Annotated in this window: 19 protein-coding genes; 8 read left to right on the top strand and 11 right to left on the bottom strand. The window is 64.2% G+C overall.

Annotation, left to right across the window (positions count from 1 at the left end; all coding sequences use genetic code 11):
* Nucleotides 1-60 precede the first annotated feature (60 nt).
* Complete coding sequence (locus HMP06_RS01685) at nt 61-2,388, top strand: hypothetical protein (RefSeq protein ID WP_176495518.1); 2,328 nt, start codon at nt 61-63, stop codon at nt 2,386-2,388.
* A gap of 3 nt (nt 2,389-2,391) precedes the next feature.
* On the opposite strand, the gene HMP06_RS01680 is transcribed toward HMP06_RS01685, so the two are convergent.
* From HMP06_RS01680 to panB, 5 genes are all read right to left on the bottom strand, one after another.
* A complete protein-coding gene (locus HMP06_RS01680) occupies nt 2,392-2,805 on the bottom strand; it encodes an Hpt domain-containing protein (protein WP_176495517.1) in 414 nt (137 codons plus the stop codon).
* Between the two features lie 150 nt (nt 2,806-2,955).
* The gene (gene der / locus HMP06_RS01675; RefSeq protein WP_176495516.1) at nt 2,956-4,353 is read right to left on the bottom strand and encodes a ribosome biogenesis GTPase Der; all 1,398 of its coding nucleotides are present in this window, start codon (nt 4,351-4,353) and stop codon (nt 2,956-2,958) included.
* Nucleotides 4,354-4,403: 50 nt separating this feature from the next.
* Nucleotides 4,404-5,756, bottom strand: coding sequence for a PQQ-binding-like beta-propeller repeat protein (locus HMP06_RS01670; protein WP_176495515.1), 1,353 nt, complete (start codon nt 5,754-5,756; stop codon nt 4,404-4,406).
* The gene (locus tag HMP06_RS01665; RefSeq protein WP_176495514.1) at nt 5,753-6,454 is read right to left on the bottom strand and encodes a tetratricopeptide repeat protein; all 702 of its coding nucleotides are present in this window, start codon (nt 6,452-6,454) and stop codon (nt 5,753-5,755) included. Before HMP06_RS01665 ends, HMP06_RS01670 begins: the two co-directional genes overlap by 4 nt.
* Before the next feature lie 87 nt (nt 6,455-6,541).
* A complete protein-coding gene (panB, locus tag HMP06_RS01660; RefSeq protein WP_176495513.1) occupies nt 6,542-7,402 on the bottom strand; it encodes a 3-methyl-2-oxobutanoate hydroxymethyltransferase in 861 nt (286 codons plus the stop codon).
* A 125-nt stretch (nt 7,403-7,527) separates the two neighbouring features.
* Here panB and HMP06_RS01655 point away from each other — a divergent pair, with 125 nt between their 5' ends.
* Both HMP06_RS01655 and HMP06_RS01650 read left to right on the top strand, forming a co-directional pair.
* Entirely contained in the window at nt 7,528-7,962 is a 435-nt protein-coding gene (locus HMP06_RS01655) for a hypothetical protein (protein ID WP_176495512.1), read from the top strand.
* Complete coding sequence (locus HMP06_RS01650; protein ID WP_176495511.1) at nt 7,947-8,159, top strand: helix-turn-helix transcriptional regulator; 213 nt, start codon at nt 7,947-7,949, stop codon at nt 8,157-8,159. The genes HMP06_RS01655 and HMP06_RS01650 overlap by 16 nt, the downstream gene beginning before the upstream one ends.
* 4 nt (nt 8,160-8,163) lie before the next feature.
* Here the strand turns inward: HMP06_RS01650 and HMP06_RS01645 are convergent, their stop codons facing one another.
* The 6 genes from HMP06_RS01645 to HMP06_RS01620 form a co-directional block, all read right to left on the bottom strand.
* Complete coding sequence (locus tag HMP06_RS01645) at nt 8,164-8,559, bottom strand: hypothetical protein (RefSeq protein WP_176495510.1); 396 nt, start codon at nt 8,557-8,559, stop codon at nt 8,164-8,166.
* A 322-nt stretch (nt 8,560-8,881) separates the two neighbouring features.
* Complete coding sequence (gene arsH / locus HMP06_RS01640; protein WP_176495509.1) at nt 8,882-9,619, bottom strand: arsenical resistance protein ArsH; 738 nt, start codon at nt 9,617-9,619, stop codon at nt 8,882-8,884.
* On the bottom strand, nt 9,619-10,902 hold the full coding sequence (locus HMP06_RS01635; RefSeq protein WP_176495508.1) for an arsenic transporter: 1,284 nt from the start codon (nt 10,900-10,902) through the stop codon (nt 9,619-9,621). Before HMP06_RS01635 ends, arsH begins: the two co-directional genes overlap by 1 nt.
* Nucleotides 10,902-11,342 (bottom strand): arsenate reductase (glutaredoxin), encoded by a 441-nt coding sequence (gene arsC, locus HMP06_RS01630; protein ID WP_176495507.1) that lies wholly within the window; start codon nt 11,340-11,342, stop codon nt 10,902-10,904. The genes HMP06_RS01635 and arsC overlap by 1 nt, the downstream gene beginning before the upstream one ends.
* A gap of 13 nt (nt 11,343-11,355) precedes the next feature.
* Entirely contained in the window at nt 11,356-11,688 is a 333-nt protein-coding gene (locus HMP06_RS01625) for an ArsR/SmtB family transcription factor (RefSeq protein WP_176495506.1), read from the bottom strand.
* A 119-nt stretch (nt 11,689-11,807) separates the two neighbouring features.
* The gene (locus tag HMP06_RS01620) at nt 11,808-12,569 is read right to left on the bottom strand and encodes a COG4705 family protein (protein WP_443026504.1); all 762 of its coding nucleotides are present in this window, start codon (nt 12,567-12,569) and stop codon (nt 11,808-11,810) included.
* 84 nt (nt 12,570-12,653) lie between these two features.
* Between HMP06_RS01620 and HMP06_RS01615 the strand changes: the two genes are divergently transcribed.
* From HMP06_RS01615 to HMP06_RS01595, 5 genes are read left to right on the top strand one after another with little or no spacing between them, the layout of a single operon-like run.
* A complete protein-coding gene (locus HMP06_RS01615; RefSeq protein ID WP_176495504.1) occupies nt 12,654-13,697 on the top strand; it encodes an efflux RND transporter periplasmic adaptor subunit in 1,044 nt (347 codons plus the stop codon).
* Nucleotides 13,697-16,798 carry an efflux RND transporter permease subunit gene (locus tag HMP06_RS01610; RefSeq protein ID WP_176495503.1) on the top strand — a complete coding sequence of 1,034 codons (3,102 nt, stop codon included), beginning with the start codon at nt 13,697-13,699 and terminating at the stop codon, nt 16,796-16,798. The genes HMP06_RS01615 and HMP06_RS01610 overlap by 1 nt, the downstream gene beginning before the upstream one ends.
* Entirely contained in the window at nt 16,795-18,171 is a 1,377-nt protein-coding gene (locus HMP06_RS01605) for an efflux transporter outer membrane subunit (protein WP_176495502.1), read from the top strand. Before HMP06_RS01610 ends, HMP06_RS01605 begins: the two co-directional genes overlap by 4 nt.
* 4 nt (nt 18,172-18,175) lie before the next feature.
* Nucleotides 18,176-18,850 carry a response regulator transcription factor gene (locus HMP06_RS01600; RefSeq protein ID WP_176495501.1) on the top strand — a complete coding sequence of 225 codons (675 nt, stop codon included), beginning with the start codon at nt 18,176-18,178 and terminating at the stop codon, nt 18,848-18,850.
* Nucleotides 18,850-20,199: a sensor histidine kinase gene (locus HMP06_RS01595; RefSeq protein ID WP_176495500.1), complete on the top strand. Its 1,350-nt coding sequence runs from the start codon at nt 18,850-18,852 to the stop codon at nt 20,197-20,199. Before HMP06_RS01600 ends, HMP06_RS01595 begins: the two co-directional genes overlap by 1 nt.
* Nucleotides 20,200-20,264: the final 65 nt, after the last annotated feature.

The following is a 20,264-nucleotide window of genomic DNA, read 5'->3' as shown; positions in this document are numbered from 1 at the left end:
GCCTTAAAGTTCAGTTTCGTAATTCGCTTTGCGTGCGCGGCTTTCGTGGTAAACGAAGGGATGAACGGGGGTTCGCGTATCATAGACTTGCGGCCGCACGGCGCCGCGCCAGCCAGCGAGCCGCGGGCGAGCGGGGTTTTGCCGGAGGCGGCTGCCGCGTCGGATTACGGACCGCTGTACGAGGAACCGATCGATCTGACCGAGCTTGCCGATGATGATGCGCCTGCCCACCGCCGCACCGGCACGTGGCTTGCGGCGATCGGTACGCTGATCGCGCTGGGCTGGGTCGGCGGAATGCTGTGGCTGTGTCGCGACAGCCTAACGACGCTCGCGCCTCCTGCGCTCGCCAGCTTCATCGCGGCTTTGTGCGTGCCGCCCGCCTTGATCGGAATCCTGTTGCTGCTCGCGCTGCGCACCAGCAGCGCCGAGGCCAAGCGCTTCGGCCGCACCGCGCAGGCCATGCGTGCAGAGGCCGCAAGCCTTGAACGCACGGTCGCCGCCTTGTCGAACAGCATCGAAACCAATCGCCTCAATCTTGCCGAGCAGACGACGGCGCTGATGGCAATGGGCGACGGCGCAGTCCTACGCCTTGCGACGGTCGGGTCTGGCTTGGCCGAACACGTCGCCACGGCAGACGCGCATGCCGCAACACTCGCCGCCGCGGCCGACGCCGCGCACACCCGCCTGCAAGTGCTGCTCGCGCTGCTGCCGCGCGCGCATGGCGAAACCGACTCGCTCGCGCAGCTGCTAAAGACCACCGGGGTAACCGCGAGCGAACATGCCGCTGCGCTCGACGCGCAACTCACCGCGCTGTCCGAACGTGGGCGCGAAGCCGATGCCGTGGCGAACGGCGCTGCGCAGAAGCTCGCGGCGCACATCACGCGGATGGAAGCGACCAGCGAGACCGCCGGGGCGCGGCTCGAACAGGTCACCGGCGACATGTCGAACGCGGTCGATGGCTTGCTCGGCCGCACCGCCGACGCCGTCGATGAAGCCCGCAAGGGCATCGCCGCGCAGGGCGACGCCATGCTCGCGATGATCGGTACCCACCAGGCTGCGCTGGATAGTGCAGCGCGCGACAGCGCCGAGGGGCTGGCCGCGCGGATTGCCGAGATCGAAACGCTGATCGAGCGTGTTGCGGTCCGCCTCGCCGAACAGCGTGACGCCAGCGAGACGATTGTTAGCGAAATTGATTCGGGCATCGCGCGCGTCAGCGGCTCGTTCGACACGCTGCACGTACAGGGCGTGGAGCGGTCGCAAGCGCTCGCCGCGTCGATCAGTGCGCTTGGCGGCTCGGCCGATGCGATGACCGAGGCGCTCAAGACCGGTGACATGATGGCGACGACCGCGATCGGCACCACCGACCGGCTCCTGCTGGCGCTCGATTCGGCCGCGCGCGAGATCGACGAGACCCTGCCCGAGGCGCTCAACCGCCTCGACGACCGGATCGCGTCGAGTCGCAAGATCGTCGGCGCGGCGCGGCCAGAATTGCTCGCGCTGGTGACGGCGGCAGAAAGCACGCATGACGCGATTGAGGCGATTGCCGAAGTAGTCGCCAGCCAGCGCGACACCGTCGGCACGCTCGCCGCGACGCTGCTCGACACGTTGAGCGATGGCAAGGTGAAGGCCGACGCGCTCGGCGAAATGGTCGAGGAAACGATCGACCGCACGCATCGCTTTGCCGAAGAAGCGGCCCCGCGCCTTGTCGAGGCGCTGCTGCGCGTCCGCGACACCGCCAGCGCCGCCGCCGAGCGTGCGCGCGAAACCCTGGCGACGGTCATCCCCGAAGCGGCGCTCGCGCTGGAACAGCAAAGCGCCGCCGCGGTCGAGCGCGCCGTCGCCAGCGCGGTAAAGCAGGAAATTGCCGGCATCGGTGCCGCCGCCGATGCCGCAGCCGATGCCGCGGCACGTGCGTCCGAACGCCTGACGCGACAGATGCAAGCCATCGCCGATTCGACCGCGATCGTCGAATCGCGGCTCGAGGAAGCGCGGGTTGAGCGCGAAAATGCCGATCAGGATACGCTCGCACGGCGCGTGTCACTGCTGATCGAATCGCTCAATTCTGCATCGATCGATATCGCCAAGGCCTTCTCCAGCGATGTCTCCGACAGTGCATGGTCGGCCTATTTAAAGGGCGACCGCGGCGTTTTCACCCGGCGCGCAGTGCGTTTGCTCGATGCAAGCGACGCACGCGAGATCGCCCGTCTGCATGAAGACGACCCGGCGTTCCGCGATCAGGTCAATCGCTACATTCACGATTTCGAAGCGATGCTGCGCCAGATCCTGTCGCAGCGCGACGGCTCGCCGCTCGGCGTGACGATCCTGTCGTCGGACATGGGCAAATTGTACGTTGCCCTGGCGCAGGCGATCGAGCGCTTGCGGACCTAAGAGTCAGTTCACGCGACGCCCGAACGCGGGGCGACGTTCCACCAACGGGTTCGATTCGCGCTCCAGCATCGACAGCGTTTTGTCGAACACCGGCCGCAGCGCCACGATATCGGCCAATGCCTCCTCCGGTGTATCGCGGTTCTCGACACAATCGCGCGCGATCGTCTCGATCCGTTCGGCGAGTAAGCCGAGCGGTTCGGCACCGAACTGGCGCGCTTCACCTTTTAAGGTGTGCGCCGGGATGACCATGCCTGCCGCGTTCTGCGCGCGCATCGCTGCTTCGATCGCGGCGACCGACTTCACGCCATCTTCGCGGAAGTAGCCGAGAATGCGGACGAAGCCCGCCCCGAGTTCGGCGCGGGCGCGCGTAAAGACGTTCCAGTCGATCAAGTCTCTAGCGTCGAGCGACACGGACATCTCCCGTTTCGAGCGACATCGCCCGAAAGTATGAGACGAGTGTACCGCGCTCAAGTAAACGAGGGGTTGACGCGCGCAATAAACATCATCCTCGGAAAACCGATAGGTCTCTGTAATGCGCGGTTAAGTCGGACCGGTCCGGACCTCCAGCTACCGGTCGAACGGATTCTTCGGCGCGCGCAGCGTTAGCCGCACCGGCACCGCGCCGAATCCCAGATCGCGGCGGATGCCGTTGATGAGATAACGCTGGTAGCTCGTCGGCAATTGATCGACCCGCGTTCCGAACAGAACGAAGCCCGGCGGCCGCGTTTTGGCCTGCGTCAGATAGCGCAGCTTGATGCGCTTGCCGCCGGGTGCGGGCGGCGGGTTGGCTTCGACCGCCTTTTCGAACCAGCGGTTGAGTTCGCCAGTGCCGACGCGGCGCGACCAGGCGTCGCGCGTCTCGAACGCGACCTTCAGCAGCATGTCGATGCCCTTCCCCGTAGCACCCGACACCGTCAGCACCGGCATGCCCTTGATCTGGCTCAGCCCTTCCTCGAGCGCAGCCTTGATCCCGTTGAACAGACTTGAGCCGTTCTCCGCGACATCCCATTTGTTGATCGCGACGATCAGCGCGCGGCCCTCCTGCAGCGCCGCATCGGCGATTCGCAAATCCTGCGATTCGAGCCCGCGCGTCGCATCGAGCAACAGCACGACGACTTCGGCGAAATCGATCGCGTGAAGCGCGTCGGCGACCGACAGCTTTTCGAGCTTGTCCTGGACGTTGGCACGCTTGCGCATGCCGGCAGTGTCGATCAGCCGAACCTTGCGCGCATCCTCGCCGGGCTCCCGCTCGGGATCGTGCCAGATCCAGTCGACCGCGATCGAATCCCGAGTGATGCCCGCCTCCGGCCCGGTGATCAGCCGCTCCTCGCCGAGAATGCGGTTGATCAGCGTCGATTTTCCCGCATTCGGCCGCCCGATGATCGCGAGCTTCAGCGGCGCGTCGGGGCTATATTCCTCATCGACATCGGCATTGGGGATGTCCTCGCCGTCGGCATCCTTTTCCGGCTCGATATAGGGCAGCAGCGCGTCGAACAGTTCGACCAGACCCTCGCCATGTTCGGCGGACAATTCGACCGGATCGCCAAAGCCGAGCGACAGCGATTCGAGGATGCCGTCGGCCCCGGCCTTTCCTTCGGCCTTATTGGCGACCAGGATGACCGGCGTGGTCGATCCCCGCAGCCAGCGCGCGATCTCTTCATCAAGCGGGACGAGGCCGACCCGCGAATCGATCATGAACAGTGCAACATCGGCTTGCGCGACGGCAGCCTCGGTCTGCTGGCGCATCCGGCCGGGCAGCGAGGCCGCGTCCTGATCCTCATAGCCCGCGGTATCGATCACGCGAAAATCGAGGCCGACCAACGTCGCTGCCCCCTCGCGCCGATCACGAGTCACGCCGGGGCGATCATCGACGAGCGCGAGTTTTTTGCCGACGAGACGGTTGAAAAGGGTGGATTTGCCGACGTTCGGCCGGCCGATAATTGCGACCACGGGGAGACTGGACATGCGCCCCCTTAAGGGAAACGCACGCTTTCGTCACCCCGCCTTGGGTGCGATCATTTATATGCGGTGATGTGACCCTTTTGATCGAGCACATACAGCGTCGAATTCGCCACGATCGGGGGCAAGGTAAACGCCGTCTTCGCATCGATCACGCTGGTAACCTTGCCGGTATCGACCGAGGCGGAAGCGATCTGGCCTTCCGAATTTGTCAGCACCAAGCGACCTCCCGCCAGGACCGGGCCATACCACGTGACCGGATTGGACTTCTTCGAATCCTTGATCGTGCCGTCCTTCTTGGTCTTCTCGCTCTTGTAGCGGCGAAGCTGGCTGATCCACCGCACCTTGCCGGTTGCGCGCGCCAGGCAGACGAGCCGCGCATCGTCGGTCACGATGAACACCCATTCGCCCGCGACCCAGGGCGTTGAGATGCCGGCGAAATTCTGTTCCCACAGTCGCTGGCCCGACACGATTTCGAGTGCGACCATGCGCCCGCCCTGCCCGACCGCGAACACGATGCCGCGGTCGATGACCGGATCGGCATCGATGTCGGCGAGCGAGGAGACCGAGGTCGAGATGGTCGAACGCGACAGCGCATCCTGCCACAATGTCCGGCCGTTCTCGTACCGATAGGCATTGAGCTCCCCCGACGAGAAACCGGCGACGACCGTCCCCTGGCTCACCGCAGGCGCTGCAACGCCGAACACGCCTTGGGTCTCGATCGATCCCGACTGAGTCCATTGCACGCTGCCATCGGCCTGCGACAGAGCATAGAGCTGGTTGTCCTGGCTCAGAATATAGACTTCGCCATTCGCAACCGTTGGCGCACCGCGCAGCGGCGCACCCGGCTTTGCACGCCACGCCACCTTGCCGGTGGCCGCGTCGAGTGCCACGACATCGCCCAACCCGTCCGTGGCGAACACCTTGCCATCGTCGAAGCTGACGCCGCCGCCGAAACGCGCGCTCTGCGATTTCTTGTCGCTCGTGGCGATGTTGGTGGTCCATACCGATGCACCGTTGGTCGCCGAAAAGGCGTGCACCGTGGCATTCACATCGATTGCATAGAGCCGCCCATCGGCGACGACCGGCGCCGCGCCCAGCCGTTGTCGTTTGCTGCCGCCGTCAATCGCGGCGCTCCACGCGCGCGACACATTGGCGCCAAGCGTAAGATTGCCGATCGACTTGGCGGCATTGCCACCGGGCTGTGCCCAGCTGTCATTCGGCGCGGTCGGCGGGACAAGCACTTCGACGCCGGCAATCGTCTTGTCGGCGCGAACGTCGTTTTCCCCGGCGAGGATCGAAATCCGCTGGCCCAGCACGGGGGTCTTTTTCTTGCCCTTGAACGTGGCGCAGCTGCTCAGCGCCACGGCGCCGACAGCAACGATCAGAAAACGGTTGGTCATCTTCATTGCGATTTCTGGTCCTTCGCCTGGGTAACGGCATCCACGCCCAATACGCCCGCCATCTGAACCGCGCGTTGCCGCATGGTCTCCGACATATTCGGATCCCGCGCGATTTGCGCAAACAGCGTGCCCGCGAGATCGCGTCGATTCATGCGCAAATACGAAATCGCGACCAGCTCACCGGCGCTGCCAAACCACGGATTGCCCTTTACCGCGATACCGCGGAGGCGGCCGATGACGACTTCGGGCTTCAACGTATCGAATTCCGCAGTGGTCTGGCGGATCAGCGCGAGATCGCGAAACGGCTGGCCGACCGACGCATCGGTCGCGACTTGCGAGAATTTGGTCGCCGCGCCACGCAGATCGTTTTTCTGCAACAGGATGTCGGCTTGGCTCATCAACGCGAGCGCGCGGTACCCCTCGATGTTCGATCCTGCGAGCTTGGTCAGCTTTTCCTGCGCAGCCTCGGGATGCGCGCCAAGGACATCTTCGTAGGCCGTGGAAAGCGTCTCGCCCTGTTCGCCGGCAGAGGTCAGCTGCTGCGAACGCCAGACGAGCCATCCCCCGAAAGCGACCAGGGCAAGCACGACCGCAACGATCGCCACCTTCCCATAGCTGCGCCAGGCCTTGGCAAGCTGATCGCGACGCAGCTCCTCATCGACTTCGCGCAGGAATGCAGCATCGGTATTCGGCGGGACAGCCAAGGGAAACTCCGTCGGGAAAGGGCATGGAAGACGCGGACCTTAGCGCCGCACCGCGCCAAACAAAAGCGTTCAAAAAAACCGGTCGGGTCAGTCCTTTGGCGCGTAAATTTGCTCAGCTCCGGGAAAGGCGCGCGCGCGGACATCGTCTGCATAGGTCGCGACAGCGGCGGAAATGCGGCCTGCCAGATCATCGAACTTCTTGACGAAACGCGGCGTGCGTTCGAACAGGCCGAGCATATCCTCCGCCACCAGCACTTGCCCGTCACACTGCGCAGAGGCGCCGATACCGATCGTAGGACAGCTGACGACACGGGTGATCTCGATCGCGATCGGCTCGACCACGCCTTCTATGACGATCGCGAAGGCCCCGGCGTCGGCAATGGCAACCGCGTCGGCGACGATCTTCGCCGCCTCCGCCTTGCTGCGCCCGCGCGCGCCGTACCCGCCCAGCGTGTTGACCGCCTGTGGCGTCAACCCGACATGCCCCATCACGGGGATGCCGCGCTCGGACAAGAATTTGACGGTTGGCGCCATCGCAGTTCCGCCTTCCAGCTTCACGGCTGCCGCGCCGGTCTGCTTGAGCAGATAGGCGGCACTCTCGAATGCTTTCTCCGGACTCGCTTCGTAACTGCCGAACGGCATGTCGATCACCACCACCGCATGATAACTGCCGCGGACCACCGCCGCGCCGTGCGCCGCCATCATCTCGAGCGTGACCGGCACCGTGGATGGCAAGCCATAAACCACTTGCCCCAGCGAATCTCCGACCAGCAGCATATCGCAATGTGGATCAAGCAGCTGGGCCGTCCGCACCGTATAGGCGGTGAGCATAACCAGGGGCTCGCCGCCCTTCTGCTTGCGGATCGCGGGCACGGTTAGCCGCTTCATCGGTGCCGGCATCGGATTGGCGCGGCTGGTAGCGGTGTCGATGGTGAAGGTCGTGGACATGGGGCAGAGCCATAGCGGCTTCAAACCACCACCGCCAGCGCACATGACGTTCCGCGTTCGCTCAGATTGACTCGATGTTACATATTATATACATAGAGCATAGTGATTCGAACATGGAGTGTGTAATGCCGTTCAGGGAAAAGATCGCGTGGATCTCCGTCGTCACGACCAGCGTGATCTGGGGCGGGTTTTTCGGTTTCATGGCCGTCACGCGGGGGCAGTACCACGGCGGGGTCTATGCGGTCAGTTTCTTCGGGGCACTGATCCTGCAGGCGATCTTGGTGGCCGCAGCCGCCATCGTCACAGCGATCTTGTCACCGAAGGAAGCCAGCGCCAGTCGCGACGAGCGCGACACGGCGATCTCGCACCGCGCCTATGCCATCGCCTATCCCGTCCTTCTCACGCTCGTGCTGTGCGTAATCGGCACTCTGCATCTCGGCATGAGTAAGATCGGCATGGCCTACGGCATCATGGGCGCGATCGTGATCGCCGAGATCGTACACTATGGCGCGCAGATCGTCGGCTATCGGATGGGCGGCGGACCATGGCAAAGCCCATGATCGCCAACCAGATCCGCACACTGCGCTTCATGGCCGGCGAAATGACCCAGGCCGAACTCGGCGAGCGGATCGGCGTCACGCGCCAGACGATCGCGGCGATCGAGGCGGGGAAATATTCGCCAACGCTGGAAGCGGCGTTCCGCATCGCGCACGTCTTTGGCAAGCCGCTCGACGATGTGTTCCAATGGGAAGGGTGACGGCCTAGCCGATCCACCCGCGTTTTCGGACCGTGTCCGCGAACCATATCTGGAACACCGCCGCCGCCGCGATGAAGGTCGGGAACGCGGTCGAGACTAACGGTCCCTTCACCGCGATCAGGTCGGTCGCGACGAACACCCACCCGAACATCGCCACGATCGCCACGAGCGATACGACGAAGATCGCGTGGGCGTGGCGCGACCGCGCCAGCAAGGCGATCGCGCCGATCATGCCAGACCATACCGCAATGCCGTAAGCCCAGACCTGCCAAGCAGGCTCATTCGCGCGAAACGCCCGGTCATAGTCGCTGAGGCGCGCCAGCGCCGCCGCATCGATCGTACGATCGGCATAGAAAGCGAAAACGCCGGCAGCGCCCCATAGCGCGATCACAATCGTCACGCACCAGAACCATATCGGCGGTCGCAGCCGTCCAGCCATATCACGTTATCCCCCGCCCTCTTGTGAACGAGAATGCGCTGATCAGACCGGCCTGGCAAGGTGGTTACGTGGCCGTACCAAACCCCGCCGAGGTCCCTGCCCTCGCCGTTCGCGCGGCAACAATATTGTGCCACGGGTTGGCAACGGGGTCACCGACCCAGACGCGGCCGTTCTGGTCGTGGTCGTTGAAAGGCCCGGTCTGGGCATGCGTCGTAATAAGCGTGTCGGTGCGTGTCGTTTGCACGACACGACAAGGCGCCGTCAAAACTGTTCGGACGCTCGCTCAGGCGGTCGCGATGGCTGACAGATCGGTAGCAGTATCGATCGGCACCCCCGCTTCCTTTCGCTCCGAATAGCGATCAACCAGTTGGGCTGCGTGCGGACGCAGCAGCACAGTAAACCGCACCAGCTCCTCCATCACGTCGACGATCCGATCATAGTAGCTCGACGGCTTCATACGCCTGGCGTCATCGAACTCGTTGAACGCCTTGGCGACACTCGACTGGTTCGGGATCGTGAACATCCGCATCCAACGACCGAGCAGGCGGAGGGTATTTACGCTGTTGAACGATTGAGATCCGGCCGACACCTGCATGACCGCGAGCGTGCGGCCCTGGGTAGGACGCATTCCACCGATGTTCAGCGGCAGATGGTCAATCTGCGTTTTCATGATGCCGGTAACTTGTCCGTGGCGTTCGGGAGAGCACCACACATGCCCTTCCGACCACATCGATAGCTCGCGCAGCTCGTGGACGGCGGGATGATCGTCCCCAATGACCTGATCGGGCAGCGGCAGCGTGGAGGGGTCAAAAATGCGCGTCTCGCAGCCAAAAAATTGCAGCAAGCGGGCAGCTTCCTCGATGCAAAGCCGGGAATAGGATCGCTCGCGCAGGGACCCGTAGAGCAGCAGGATGCGCGGGGGAGGATCACCGGCCCCCAACCCGAGGGCGGGACGTTCAAGCGCATAGCGGCGATCGAGCGCTGGAAGATGGTGAGGATCGGAGAGCGTGCGAAGCGGCATTACAGACTGAGCCTTATGGCGAGCGCGGCGAGTGTGACCAATAGCACCGGAATCGTGAGTGTCGCGCCGACCTTGAAGTAATAGCCCCAGCCGATCCGGATGCCCTTTTGCCCGAGGACGTGCAGCCACAGCAGCGTCGCGAGCGAGCCGATCGGCGTGATCTTCGGCCCGAGGTCGCAGCCGATCACGTTGGCGTAGATCATCGCTTCCTTGATAGTGCCCGTGGCGTGGGTAGCGTCGATCGACAGCGCGCCAACCAGCACGGTCGGCATGTTGTTCATCACCGACGACAGCAGCGCGGCGATGATGCCGGTGCCGAACGCCGCGCCCCATACTCCGCCTTGCGCGCTGCGATCGAGCAGGCCCGCCAGGTAGTCGGTCAGCCCAGCAGTACGCAGGCCATAGACGACCAGGTACATGCCGAGCGAGAAGATCACGACCTGCCACGGCGCGCCGGCCAGCACCTTGCGCGTCTGGATGACGTGGCCGCGCGCGGCGATGATGAGCAGGAGGACCGCGCCGGCAGCGGCGACCGCGCTGACCGGGACGCCGAGGGGTTCGAGCAGGAAGAAGCCGGCGAGCAGCAAAGCGAGGACGGCCCAGCCCGCCTTGAACGTGGCCTGGTCCCGGATCGCGTCAGCGGGCGCGCGGAGTTGCGCCACGTCGTAATTGGCCGGTATATCGCGCCGGAAGAACAGCAGCAGCACGACCAGCGTTGCGGCAATCGACGCCAGATCGACCGGCACCATCACCGAGGCGTAGTTGGCAAAGCTGATCCGGAAAAAGTCGGCCGACACGATGTTGACGAGGTTGGAAACGATCAGCGGCAGGCTGGCCGTATCGGCGATGAACCCCGCCGCCATCACGAACGCCAGCGTCGCCTTGTCCTTATATCCCAGCGCACGCAGCATCGCGATGACGATCGGCGTCAGGATCAGGGCCGCGCCATCATTGGCGAACAGCGCGGACACCGCCGCGCCCAGCAGGACGATCAGGACAAATAGCCGGCGACCATGCCCCCCGCCCCAGCGCGCGACATGGAGCGCCGCCCATTCGAAGAACCCAGCTTCGTCGAGCAACAGGCTGACGATGATGATCGCGACGAACGTCGCGGTCGCGTTCCAGACGATAGCCCACACCACCGGCACGTCGGAGAGCGAGACAACCCCGACGAGCAGCGCGATCGCCGCGCCGCCCATCGCGCTCCACCCGATACCGAGGCCCTTGGGCTGCCAGATAACGAGCGCGATTGTGGCGACGAAGATAGCGAGCGCGAGCAACATCAGGCGATGCGCTGACCCGAGGCGTCCACGACTTTTTCGCCGTCTTCCTTGGCAAACGCACCCTGTTGCGGCGCGGGCAGCAGATCGAGGACCGCTTCGGAAGGTCGGCACAGCTTCACGCCGAGCGGTGAAACAACCAGCGGCCGGTTGATGACGACCGGATGTGCCATCATCGCGTCCACCAGCGTGTCGTCGGACAGCGACGTGTCGCCCAAGCCCAGCTCGGCATAAGGCGTGCCCTTCTCACGCAACAGATCGCGGGGCGTGATCCCGGCGCGATCGATCAGCTCGACCAGCAGCGCGCGCGAGGGCGGTGTCTTCAGATATTCGACCACATGCGGCTCGATGCCGGCATTGCGGATCAACGCCAGCGTGTTGCGCGACGTGCCGCACTCTGGATTATGATAGATCACGATATCGACCGCCACGTTCTTGCTCATGATGGGCGTCCTTTCAGCGGCAGGGGGTGAGTTCGGCCAGGAGCGGCGCACACAGTTCAGGTGCGCCGGCGCAGCAGTCTTTGATGAGGAACAGCGTCAGCGCGCGCAGTCCGTCGAGATCGGCCCGGTAGAGGATCGACCTGCTATGCCGCTCGGAGCGCACGATGCCGGCGCGCGCGAGGATGCCGAGGTGCGCGGACATGGTGTTCTGCGGCACGTCGAGTTGGCGGGCGATCTCGCCCGCTGCCATGCCGTCCGGTTCATGCCGCACCAGCAGCCGGAACACATCAAGGCGGGTGCCTTGTGCGAGTGCGCCGAGCGCTGTGATGGCCGATTCTTTATCCATATATCCAGCTTATAGGATATATTAAAAACAGGCAATATAACGGCGTTGGCGAAACTCGGCGCGCAACGCCTTCCGTCTCGGAGCGTCATAATAGGCGCGGCTCGCGCGCCTGCCTCCGGCTACTTCATTATCGTCGTCGCAGCGCGCTTCGGAAGCAGAGCCACGAGCAGGACAATTGCAACCGCGAGCACAACTGATGCCAGTGGCCGGCTAAACGCCAGCCCGCCATGATCGAGCGGCTTGTCAAGAAAATCGCCTACGGCTGCGCCCAGCGGACGAGTAAGGATGAAGGCAGACCAGAAAAGCGTGACCCGGCTGATATTGGTCGCGAAATATGCCGTCGCCAAAAGCGAAAGCGCTGTAGCAAAGACCGCTGCGGCACCGATGTAGCCCAGGCCGCCGGTGTCAGCGAGCCAGTCGCCGAGCGCAGTGCCGAGTGTCTGTGATAGTGTGATCGTGATCCAGTAGAACAGTTCGGCCCGCGGCTCATGGACCGTCTCAACGGATATCGACCCCAGCGTCCGATACCAGACGAAAAGGGAGAGTAATACCAGCGTCAGCAGGAGCGCAAACCCTCCCGCATATCCGATTCCAAGCGAGCGGGTGGCGAAATCAGCCATCGTTGTGCCCGCAGTCGTCGATGCGATGATCGTCGCCCAATAAAGCGCAGGTCGATAGCGTGTTGCGGCAATCTGCCAAGCAACCAGTACGACAAGTACGCCTAGAAAGATCGCGCTGCCAACCAGATAGCCGAGGTTCAGCGTCATGCTGACAGTGTCGCCGGCTGTCTCTCCAAGCGTGGTCGCCAAGATCTTGATGATCCAGAACGCCAACGTGACGGAGGGCACTTTGACGAGTGCGCTGCGGGTCTGGTTCGTCAGGTAATGGGTTTCCTTCAAGCGCCCCCGCGCTTCACGTATACTCATTCTGCCACAACCAAAGCGGCCGGCCTCGACATTGGGATTTTGTATAGCACTGCCAAGCTGGCCCCAATCGCGCTGTCCTATCCAAGCGTGATGACGCGCGCGCTCCACCCCGTACTGCTGTTGCCGATGGTTTTGCTCCACGGCTGCGGCAACGAACCTTCAGCGAAACCTGTCGCACCGGCCAAGGCTGAAGCGATTGCTCACGAAGCAGACCTCCTGCAACTCACGCTAACGCCCCAAGCCCAGCGGCGGCTTGGCATTCGCGTCGTTCGGATCGGTGACAGTTCCGCTACCCGGACGCGCGAGACGAGCGGAGAAATCGTCGTGCCGCCCTCCGACGCGGGCGGCGTCCCTACCGGCTCGACCAGCAACATTGCCCAGATCGGCGCCAGCCAGGCGGCCGCAGATGGTGAGGTCGCCCGAACCCAAGCACTCGTTCGTCTCTCGCGCATCGCTCTTGCCAGAGCCGATGCGCTGGTCCGTGAGGAAGCAGGCAGCGTACGCGCGCGCGATGAAGCAGCGGCAGGATTCGCGACGGCACGCGCCGTGGCAGATGCAGCGAAGGCGCAGCGGCGACTGCTTGGGCCATCGGTGGGCGCAATGGGAAATCAGGCGACACTGTGGGTCCGCGTACCGGTATTTGGGACCGACATTGGCAGCGTCGAGCGGAGTCGGGCGGCGACCGTACGGCCCTTGGGCGACGCTGCCGCTCCACCGCGCAGCGCACGCGCCGTACAGGCGCCTCCGTCGGCCAATGCGACAGCGGGGACCGTTGACCTTTTCTTCGCGCTCGACAACCGCGACCGCACCTATCGTGTCGGACAGCGGGTGGCTGTCGCGCTGTCACTTGGCGGAACGGACAGCGGGCTCTCCGTACCAACCGGGGCGATCGTCCGCGATATATATGGTGGTGAGTGGGTCTACCGGCGCACCGCGCCAAATGTCTATGTCCGTCAGCGTATCGAGGTTGCGAGCGTCGCGGGCGACCGCGCCTTACTGTCCCGCGGGCTTGAACGCGGAGCGGAGGTCGTGACCGACGGCGCCGCCGAGTTGTTCGGCACCGAGTTCGGGACACCGCACTGATGCTGGCCTGGCTGGTTCGCGCCGCGCTGACCCAGCGCGTGCTGGTGATCGCCATGGCGGCGCTCCTCGTAGTCCTCGGCTTGCGCGCCACTGGTGACGTCCCGCTCGACGTCTTTCCGGAATTCGCGCCGCCAATGGTCGAGGTGCAGACCGAAGCGCCAGGCATGTCGACCGAAGAAGTCGAAAGTCTGGTCACTGTCCCAATCGAGGTGGCGGTAAGCGGCGTGCCTGACCTTGCGACGCTGCGCTCGAAATCGGTACTCGGGTTGTCCTCGGTCCAGATCCTGTTCAAGCGCGGCACCGATGTCATTCGCGCGCGCCAATTGGTGCAGGAGCGCGTGGCCCAGGCCCAGGCCCGCCTCCCCGCCGCAGCCCGGCCGCCAGTCATGCTGCCACCGCTTTCATCGACCAGCCGTGCGATGAAGATCGGCATCACCTCGACCAAGCTCGATCAGATGCAGATCTCGGAGCTGGCGCGCTGGACGATCCGGCCACGGTTGATGGCGGTGCCTGGGGTCGCCAATGTCGCAATCTGGGGCCTGCGCGACCGGCAATTGCAGATCCTCGTCGATCCTGACCGCCTGCGCGCGGCGGGGGTGACCCTTGCCGAACTGCGCTCAGCCGCTGGCGATGCCGTGCTGGTCGGTGGCGGCGGGTTCGTCGATACGCCCAACCAGCGGCTTGCCGTGCAGCAGACCAGTGCGATCCAGAGCGCCGGCGATCTAGCCCAGGCGATCGTCAAGCAAAGCGGTGACGCGCCGGTCCGGATCGGCGACGTGGCGCAGGTGGTCGACGGGTTCGCCGCTCCGATCGGCAACGCGATCATCGACGATGTGCCCGGCCTGATGCTGATCGTCGAGAAGCAGCCGACCGGAAACACCTTGCAACTGACCCGCGATGTGGAAGCCGCGCTCGCCGAACTCGCCCCCGGACTGCGTGACGTGAAGGTCGATACAACCATTTTTCGCCCCGCGACCTTCATCGAACGCTCGATCGACAACCTGACTCGCGCACTGCTGATCGGCTGCGTGCTGGTCGCGATCGTTTTGTTCGTGTTCACCCGAGACTGGCGGCAGGCGACGATCAGCCTGGTGGCGATCCCATTGTCGCTGCTCGGCGCGGGACTGGTCCTGTTGTGGAGCGGGGCGACGATCAACACCATGGTGATCGCGGGCCTCGTCATCGCGCTGGGCGAAGTGGTCGATGACGCGATTATCGATGTCGAGAATATCGCGCGGCGCCTGCGGCTCAATCGTGAGGCGGGCAATCCAAGGTCGGCTTTCGATGTCGTGCTGTCGGCCTCGCTCGAGGTGCGCTCCGCAGTCGTATTTGCGTCACTGATCGTGATGCTGGTGTTCCTGCCGATCTTCTTCCTCGGTGGCGTGGCCGGCACCTTCTTCCAGCCTCTCGCCATTGCCTATGTGTTGGCGATCGCCGCGTCCCTGCTGGTCGCGCTGGTTGTCACGCCCGCGATGTGCCTGTTCTTGCTGCCCAATGCGCCATTGAAGGCCAACCGTGACACCCGGCTCGTGGCTTCGATCAAGCGTCGCTACGCAGGTGCGCTGCCCCGCCTGGTCGAACGCCCGAGCCTCGCCATCGGGATTGTTGCGGGCGGACTGCTGGTGGCTGGCCTCGGCTACGCCAGCTTCAAGGACCAGTTCTTGCCCGACTTCCACGAAACCGATTTCCTGATGCACTTCGTTGAAAAGCCGGGGACGTCGATTGAAGCGATGGACCGAATCACCATCCGCGCCTCGAAGGAACTGCGTGCCATACCCGGCGTGCGCAATTTCGGCGCGCATATCGGCCGTGCCGAAGCCGCCGATGAAGTGGTCGGCCCGAACTTTACCGAACTGTGGATCAGCCTCGACGAAAACGCGCCCTATGACGAGAGCGTCGCGCGGATCAAATCCGCGATCGATGGATATCCCGGCCTTTATCGCGACGTGCTGACCTATTTGCGCGAGCGTATTAAGGAAGTGCTGACCGGCGCTGGGGCAACTGTCGTCGTCCGCATCTTCGGTCCCGATCAGGGCGAACTGCGCGCGGCGGCCGAGCGGGTGCGCGCCAAGGTGGCGGACATTCCCGGTGTCGCCGACCTGAAGGTCGAGCAGCAGGTGCTCGTGCCGCAGATACAGGTACTTCCACGCCCGGCCGACCTTGCGACCTTCGGCCTGACCGCTGGCGAAGTCCGCCGACAAGCGCAAACGCTGGTTGCAGGGCAGAAGCTGGGCGAAATCTACCGCGACCAGAAGGCGTTCGACGTCGCGTTGTGGGGCGAACCAGCCGTCCGTGGCGACTTGCACGCGCTGGCCGACCTGATGATCCAGGCACCGACCGGCGCGCCGGTACGGCTGCGCGATGTCGCCACTGTACGGATCATGCCTGCTCCCAACGAAGTAAAGCGCGAAAACGGCCAGCGCCGCATCGACGTGACCCTGAACGTCGCAGGTGCCGATTTGGGCGGTGTCGCCCGCGCCGTTGAGGCCGCAGTGGCGCAGGTGCCATTCGCGACCGGCTATAGTCCTCGCGTGCTGGGCGAATATGCCGCGCTCCAGGAATCACGCCGGCGACTGTGGAGCACGGGATTGCTGTGCCTCATCGGCATTCTGCTGCTCGTCTGGCTGGAGTTCCGATCGGGACGGATCACGGCCCTCGTCGCGCTTAGCCTGCCCTTCGCTCTGGTCGGTGGGGTGGTTGGGGTGGCGCTGACCGGAGGTGTTCTCTCGCTCGGCTCCCTGGTCGGTTTCGTCACCGTGATCGGCATATCGGCACGCAATGGCATCATGCTGCTATCGCACTACGACCATCTCCACCGCGTCGAGGGCGAGGCGTTCGGCCCAGCGCTGATCTTGCGAGGGGCTGAGGAACGGCTCGTGCCGATTCTGATGACCGCCCTTTGTGCGGGCCTTGCACTGCTGCCGCTGGTCATCGCCGGCGACGAGCCAGGGCATGAGATCGAGCATCCAATGGCGATTGTCATCCTGGGCGGGCTCGTCTCCTCGACCCTCCTCAACCTTTTCCTGATGCCGGCTCTCTATGCGCGATTTGGCCAGGAAAAGCCGGCCGCCGAAACCAAACTGACGGAAGTCTCGGCATGAAGCGGCTCGCTCTCACGATCACGCTCCTCGCAGGCGGTTGCATGACGGCTCCAACGCCCCCGGCGACCATCGCCCCGCCGACCGCGATCGGCCCATTTGCCAGCCTGCCTATCGCTTCGATTGCGCCGGTCCCCGGTGCCTGGTGGAAGCTCTATAACGATCCAGTGCTCGATGGCCTGGTTCAGGCGAGCCTCGCCACCAATGCCGATCTGCGCGTTGCCTACGCCAATCTCGACGGTGCGCGCGCTGCGCTGCGACAGGCACGTGCGGCGCGATTGCCATCAACGACCGTAGAGAGCGCAGGCACCATCGATGGCAGCGCCAGCCAGCCCAGCGCGTCGTCGAACGTGCCGACAACCGACTATGATCTTGCCCTAACGGCAAGCTGGGACGCAGATCTCTTTGGCCGCCTGCGATCGGGCGCACTAGCTGCTGCCGCCGACGCCGAGGCGCAGGCCGCCGCGCGCGACGGTCTAAGAGTCGCTGTCGCTGCCGATACCGTGCTCGCCTATGTTGAGTTATGTGGGGCGACACAGGCCATGCGTGTCACAGGCGAACAGGTGCGCGTTCAGGAACGCTCGGTCGCAGCGCTACGCAGTCAGTTCCGCGCTGGCGAGGTATCACCGCTGGAAGTATCGCAATCGGCAAGCCTGCTCGAAACAACCCGCGCGACGATCGCCCCCTATGAGGCGCTTCAGACGAACGCTCGTTACCGACTGGCGACGTTGCAGGGCCGCCCACCCGCTGACGCGCGCGCCAACCCGGTCGCTTGTGCCGCCCCGCCGACGCTTCGCACCAAGTCCCCCACCGGTGACGGACAAGCCATGCTCCTTCGCCGCCCAGACATCCGTGAAGCTGAACGCCGCCTCGCCGCCGCTGCTGCCCGTGTCGGCGTGGCGCGCGCCGACTTGTATCCCCGCGTCAATATTGGCGGTGCCGTCGGCCTGTTGACTGGCAATTTCGTCACGACCGCCTCGCCGCTGATTAGTTGGGCTTTCCCGAATCAAGCGCCTGCTCGAGCAAGGATTGCACAGGCGCGCGCCACCGAGCGAGCGGCATTGGCAGGTTGGGATGTTGCGGTTCTTCGGGCACTGCGAGAAGTCGAGACCGCGCTGGCGACCTATGACGCCGAGGCCCGGCGCAACGGCACACTCGGTGCAGCCTTGAGGCAGGCGGACCTGACGGCTCGCCGCGCCGCCGTACGTGTCCGGCTGGGTGACGCCGACTTCCTGATCCAGCTCGACGCCGAGCGGACCCGCGCCCAGGCCGCACTGGCGCAGGCGCAGTCCGATCTTGCTATTGCACAAGCCCAAGTCGCCTTGTTCCGCGCACTCGGTGGTGGGTGGCAGACCGGCAGCGTGCCGCTACAGTGACGCCATGCGCATCCTGATCGTCGAGGACGACGTAGACACCAGTCGATTCGTCGCACGCGGCCTGAGCGAACTCGGGCACCATGTCGTCACCAGTCCGGACGGCCGCGACGGGCTGTTCCTGGCAACGGAGGGTAGCTTCGACGCACTGGTGATCGACAGGATGCTGCCTGGGCTAGACGGTCTATCGCTGGTCAAGGCGTTGCGCGCAGCGGGCAGTACCGCGCCGGTCCTGATGCTGACGGCGGTCGGCGGCATCGCCGACAGGGTTGAAGGGTTAGAAGGCGGTGCCGACGATTATTTGGTCAAACCGTTTGCGTTTACCGAGCTTGCTGCGCGGCTTCAGGCGCTTGGCCGCCGCCCGGTCGCAGCCGTAGAGTCGGCACGACTGTCGGTCGCGGACATCGTCCTTGATCTCCATCGCCGCACGGTGATGCGCGCCGGGCAGCGCGTCACTCTGCAACCGCGCGAATTCGCGCTGCTCGCCGAGCTGATGCGCTATCCCGGCCGCGTGATGACGCGGACGATGCTACTGGAGAGGGTATGGGACTTCGATTTTGATCCCAAGACCAATATCGTCGAGACGCACCTCAGCCGACTGCGCTCGAAGCTTAATGCCGGGTTCGATACCGACGCGATCGAGACGGTTCGCGGTGCTGGCTATATGATCCGCGAGGCATAATGCCGGTATCGTTGGCGAAACGCTGGTGGCGGACAACATTCGGCCTGGTCGCACTCGTCGCGATTGGGTTCGGTCTTGCAACGCTCCTCGTGGGTGCAATCGCATTTGGCGTCGTCCATGAAGAGCTTGAAAAGCAGCTCGACCACCGCATCGCCGCAGAAACCGCTGCCCTAATCGACGAAGGCGATGATGGCCCCAGCGGCGTTGCCAAAGCGATAGCCAGGCGCGATGCGGCCCGGAGTACGGCGAGCCTGGAATATCGGCTCGTTGATGCAGCCGGCCGTCGCGTCGCTGGAAGGCTCGATGCGTCGGTGCCGAGCGAACCGGGCTATGTCGAACTACTCCCCTACACCCGTGATCGCGAGCGGCGGATCGCACAGTCTCTAACCACACGGTTGCCCGGGGGCCACCGCCTGCTCGTTGCGGCAGATCGCACGGTCATCGACGAAATGGACGCGACGATGATCCGCCTGTTCGCCGGCGCCTTCGGGGCGATCTTGGCGCTCGGCATCGGTGCCGCATGGATTGTCGGTGCGGTGACCCGTGCACGCCTCGCCCGGATCGACCGCACGGCGCTCGCCATCATCGACGGTGATCTGACCCAGCGAATGCCGATGACAGGCCAGGGAGATGAATTCGATCACGTCGCCGCAACGCTCAATCGCATGCTCGATCGTATTGGCGTCCTCATGGACAATCTGCGTCAGGTCTCGAGTGACGTGGCGCACGATTTGCGCACGCCTCTCACCCGTCTCCACAATCGATTAGACGAAGCCCTGAGCAGCGTAGATCGCGCCGTCCAGTTGAGCGCGATCGAAGCAGCCCGGGTGCAATCGCGCGAACTGCTGGACATCTTTGCTGCCCTGCTCCGCATCGCAGAGGTCGAAGGCCTGGGAGCTCGGGTGCCGTTTGGCGAGGTTGCGCTCAGCCATCTCGTAGAAGGGATCGTCGAAACCTATCGCCCCGATATGGAAGCCGGCGGTCACATTCTGGTCACCGACATTTCGGCTGATCTGGTTCTGGCCGGTGATCGCCGCTTGCTACAACAGCTCCTTACCAACCTTCTCGACAACGCACTGGCTCATACGCCGTCGGGTACGATCGTCACGGTCTCGCTGAAGCGCATTGGTGCGAACAATATTGACCTTGTGGTTGCTGACGACGGTCCCGGCGTTCAGGGCGACGTCACTAAACTGTTCGAGCGGTTCACCCGTGATGAAAGAAGCCGCACGACATCGGGCCATGGCCTGGGTCTCGCATTGGTCGCCGCGATTGCAGCGGCGCATCGGGCTCATGTGCGTATCACTCCGCCGCCCGGCTTTTGTGTAACGGTTGAATTGCCCGGTTGACCCGATTGCAGCCCCGGCCAGTGCGCTATCGTTGCCAAACCGCAGAGCTGCCGAATTACCAGCGA

Origin of the sequence: Sphingomonas sp. HMP6, from assembly GCF_013374095.1 — a bacterium.
Lineage (GTDB): Bacteria > Pseudomonadota > Alphaproteobacteria > Sphingomonadales > Sphingomonadaceae > Sphingomonas.
This window is presented reverse-complemented; position numbering and strand designations above follow the sequence as displayed.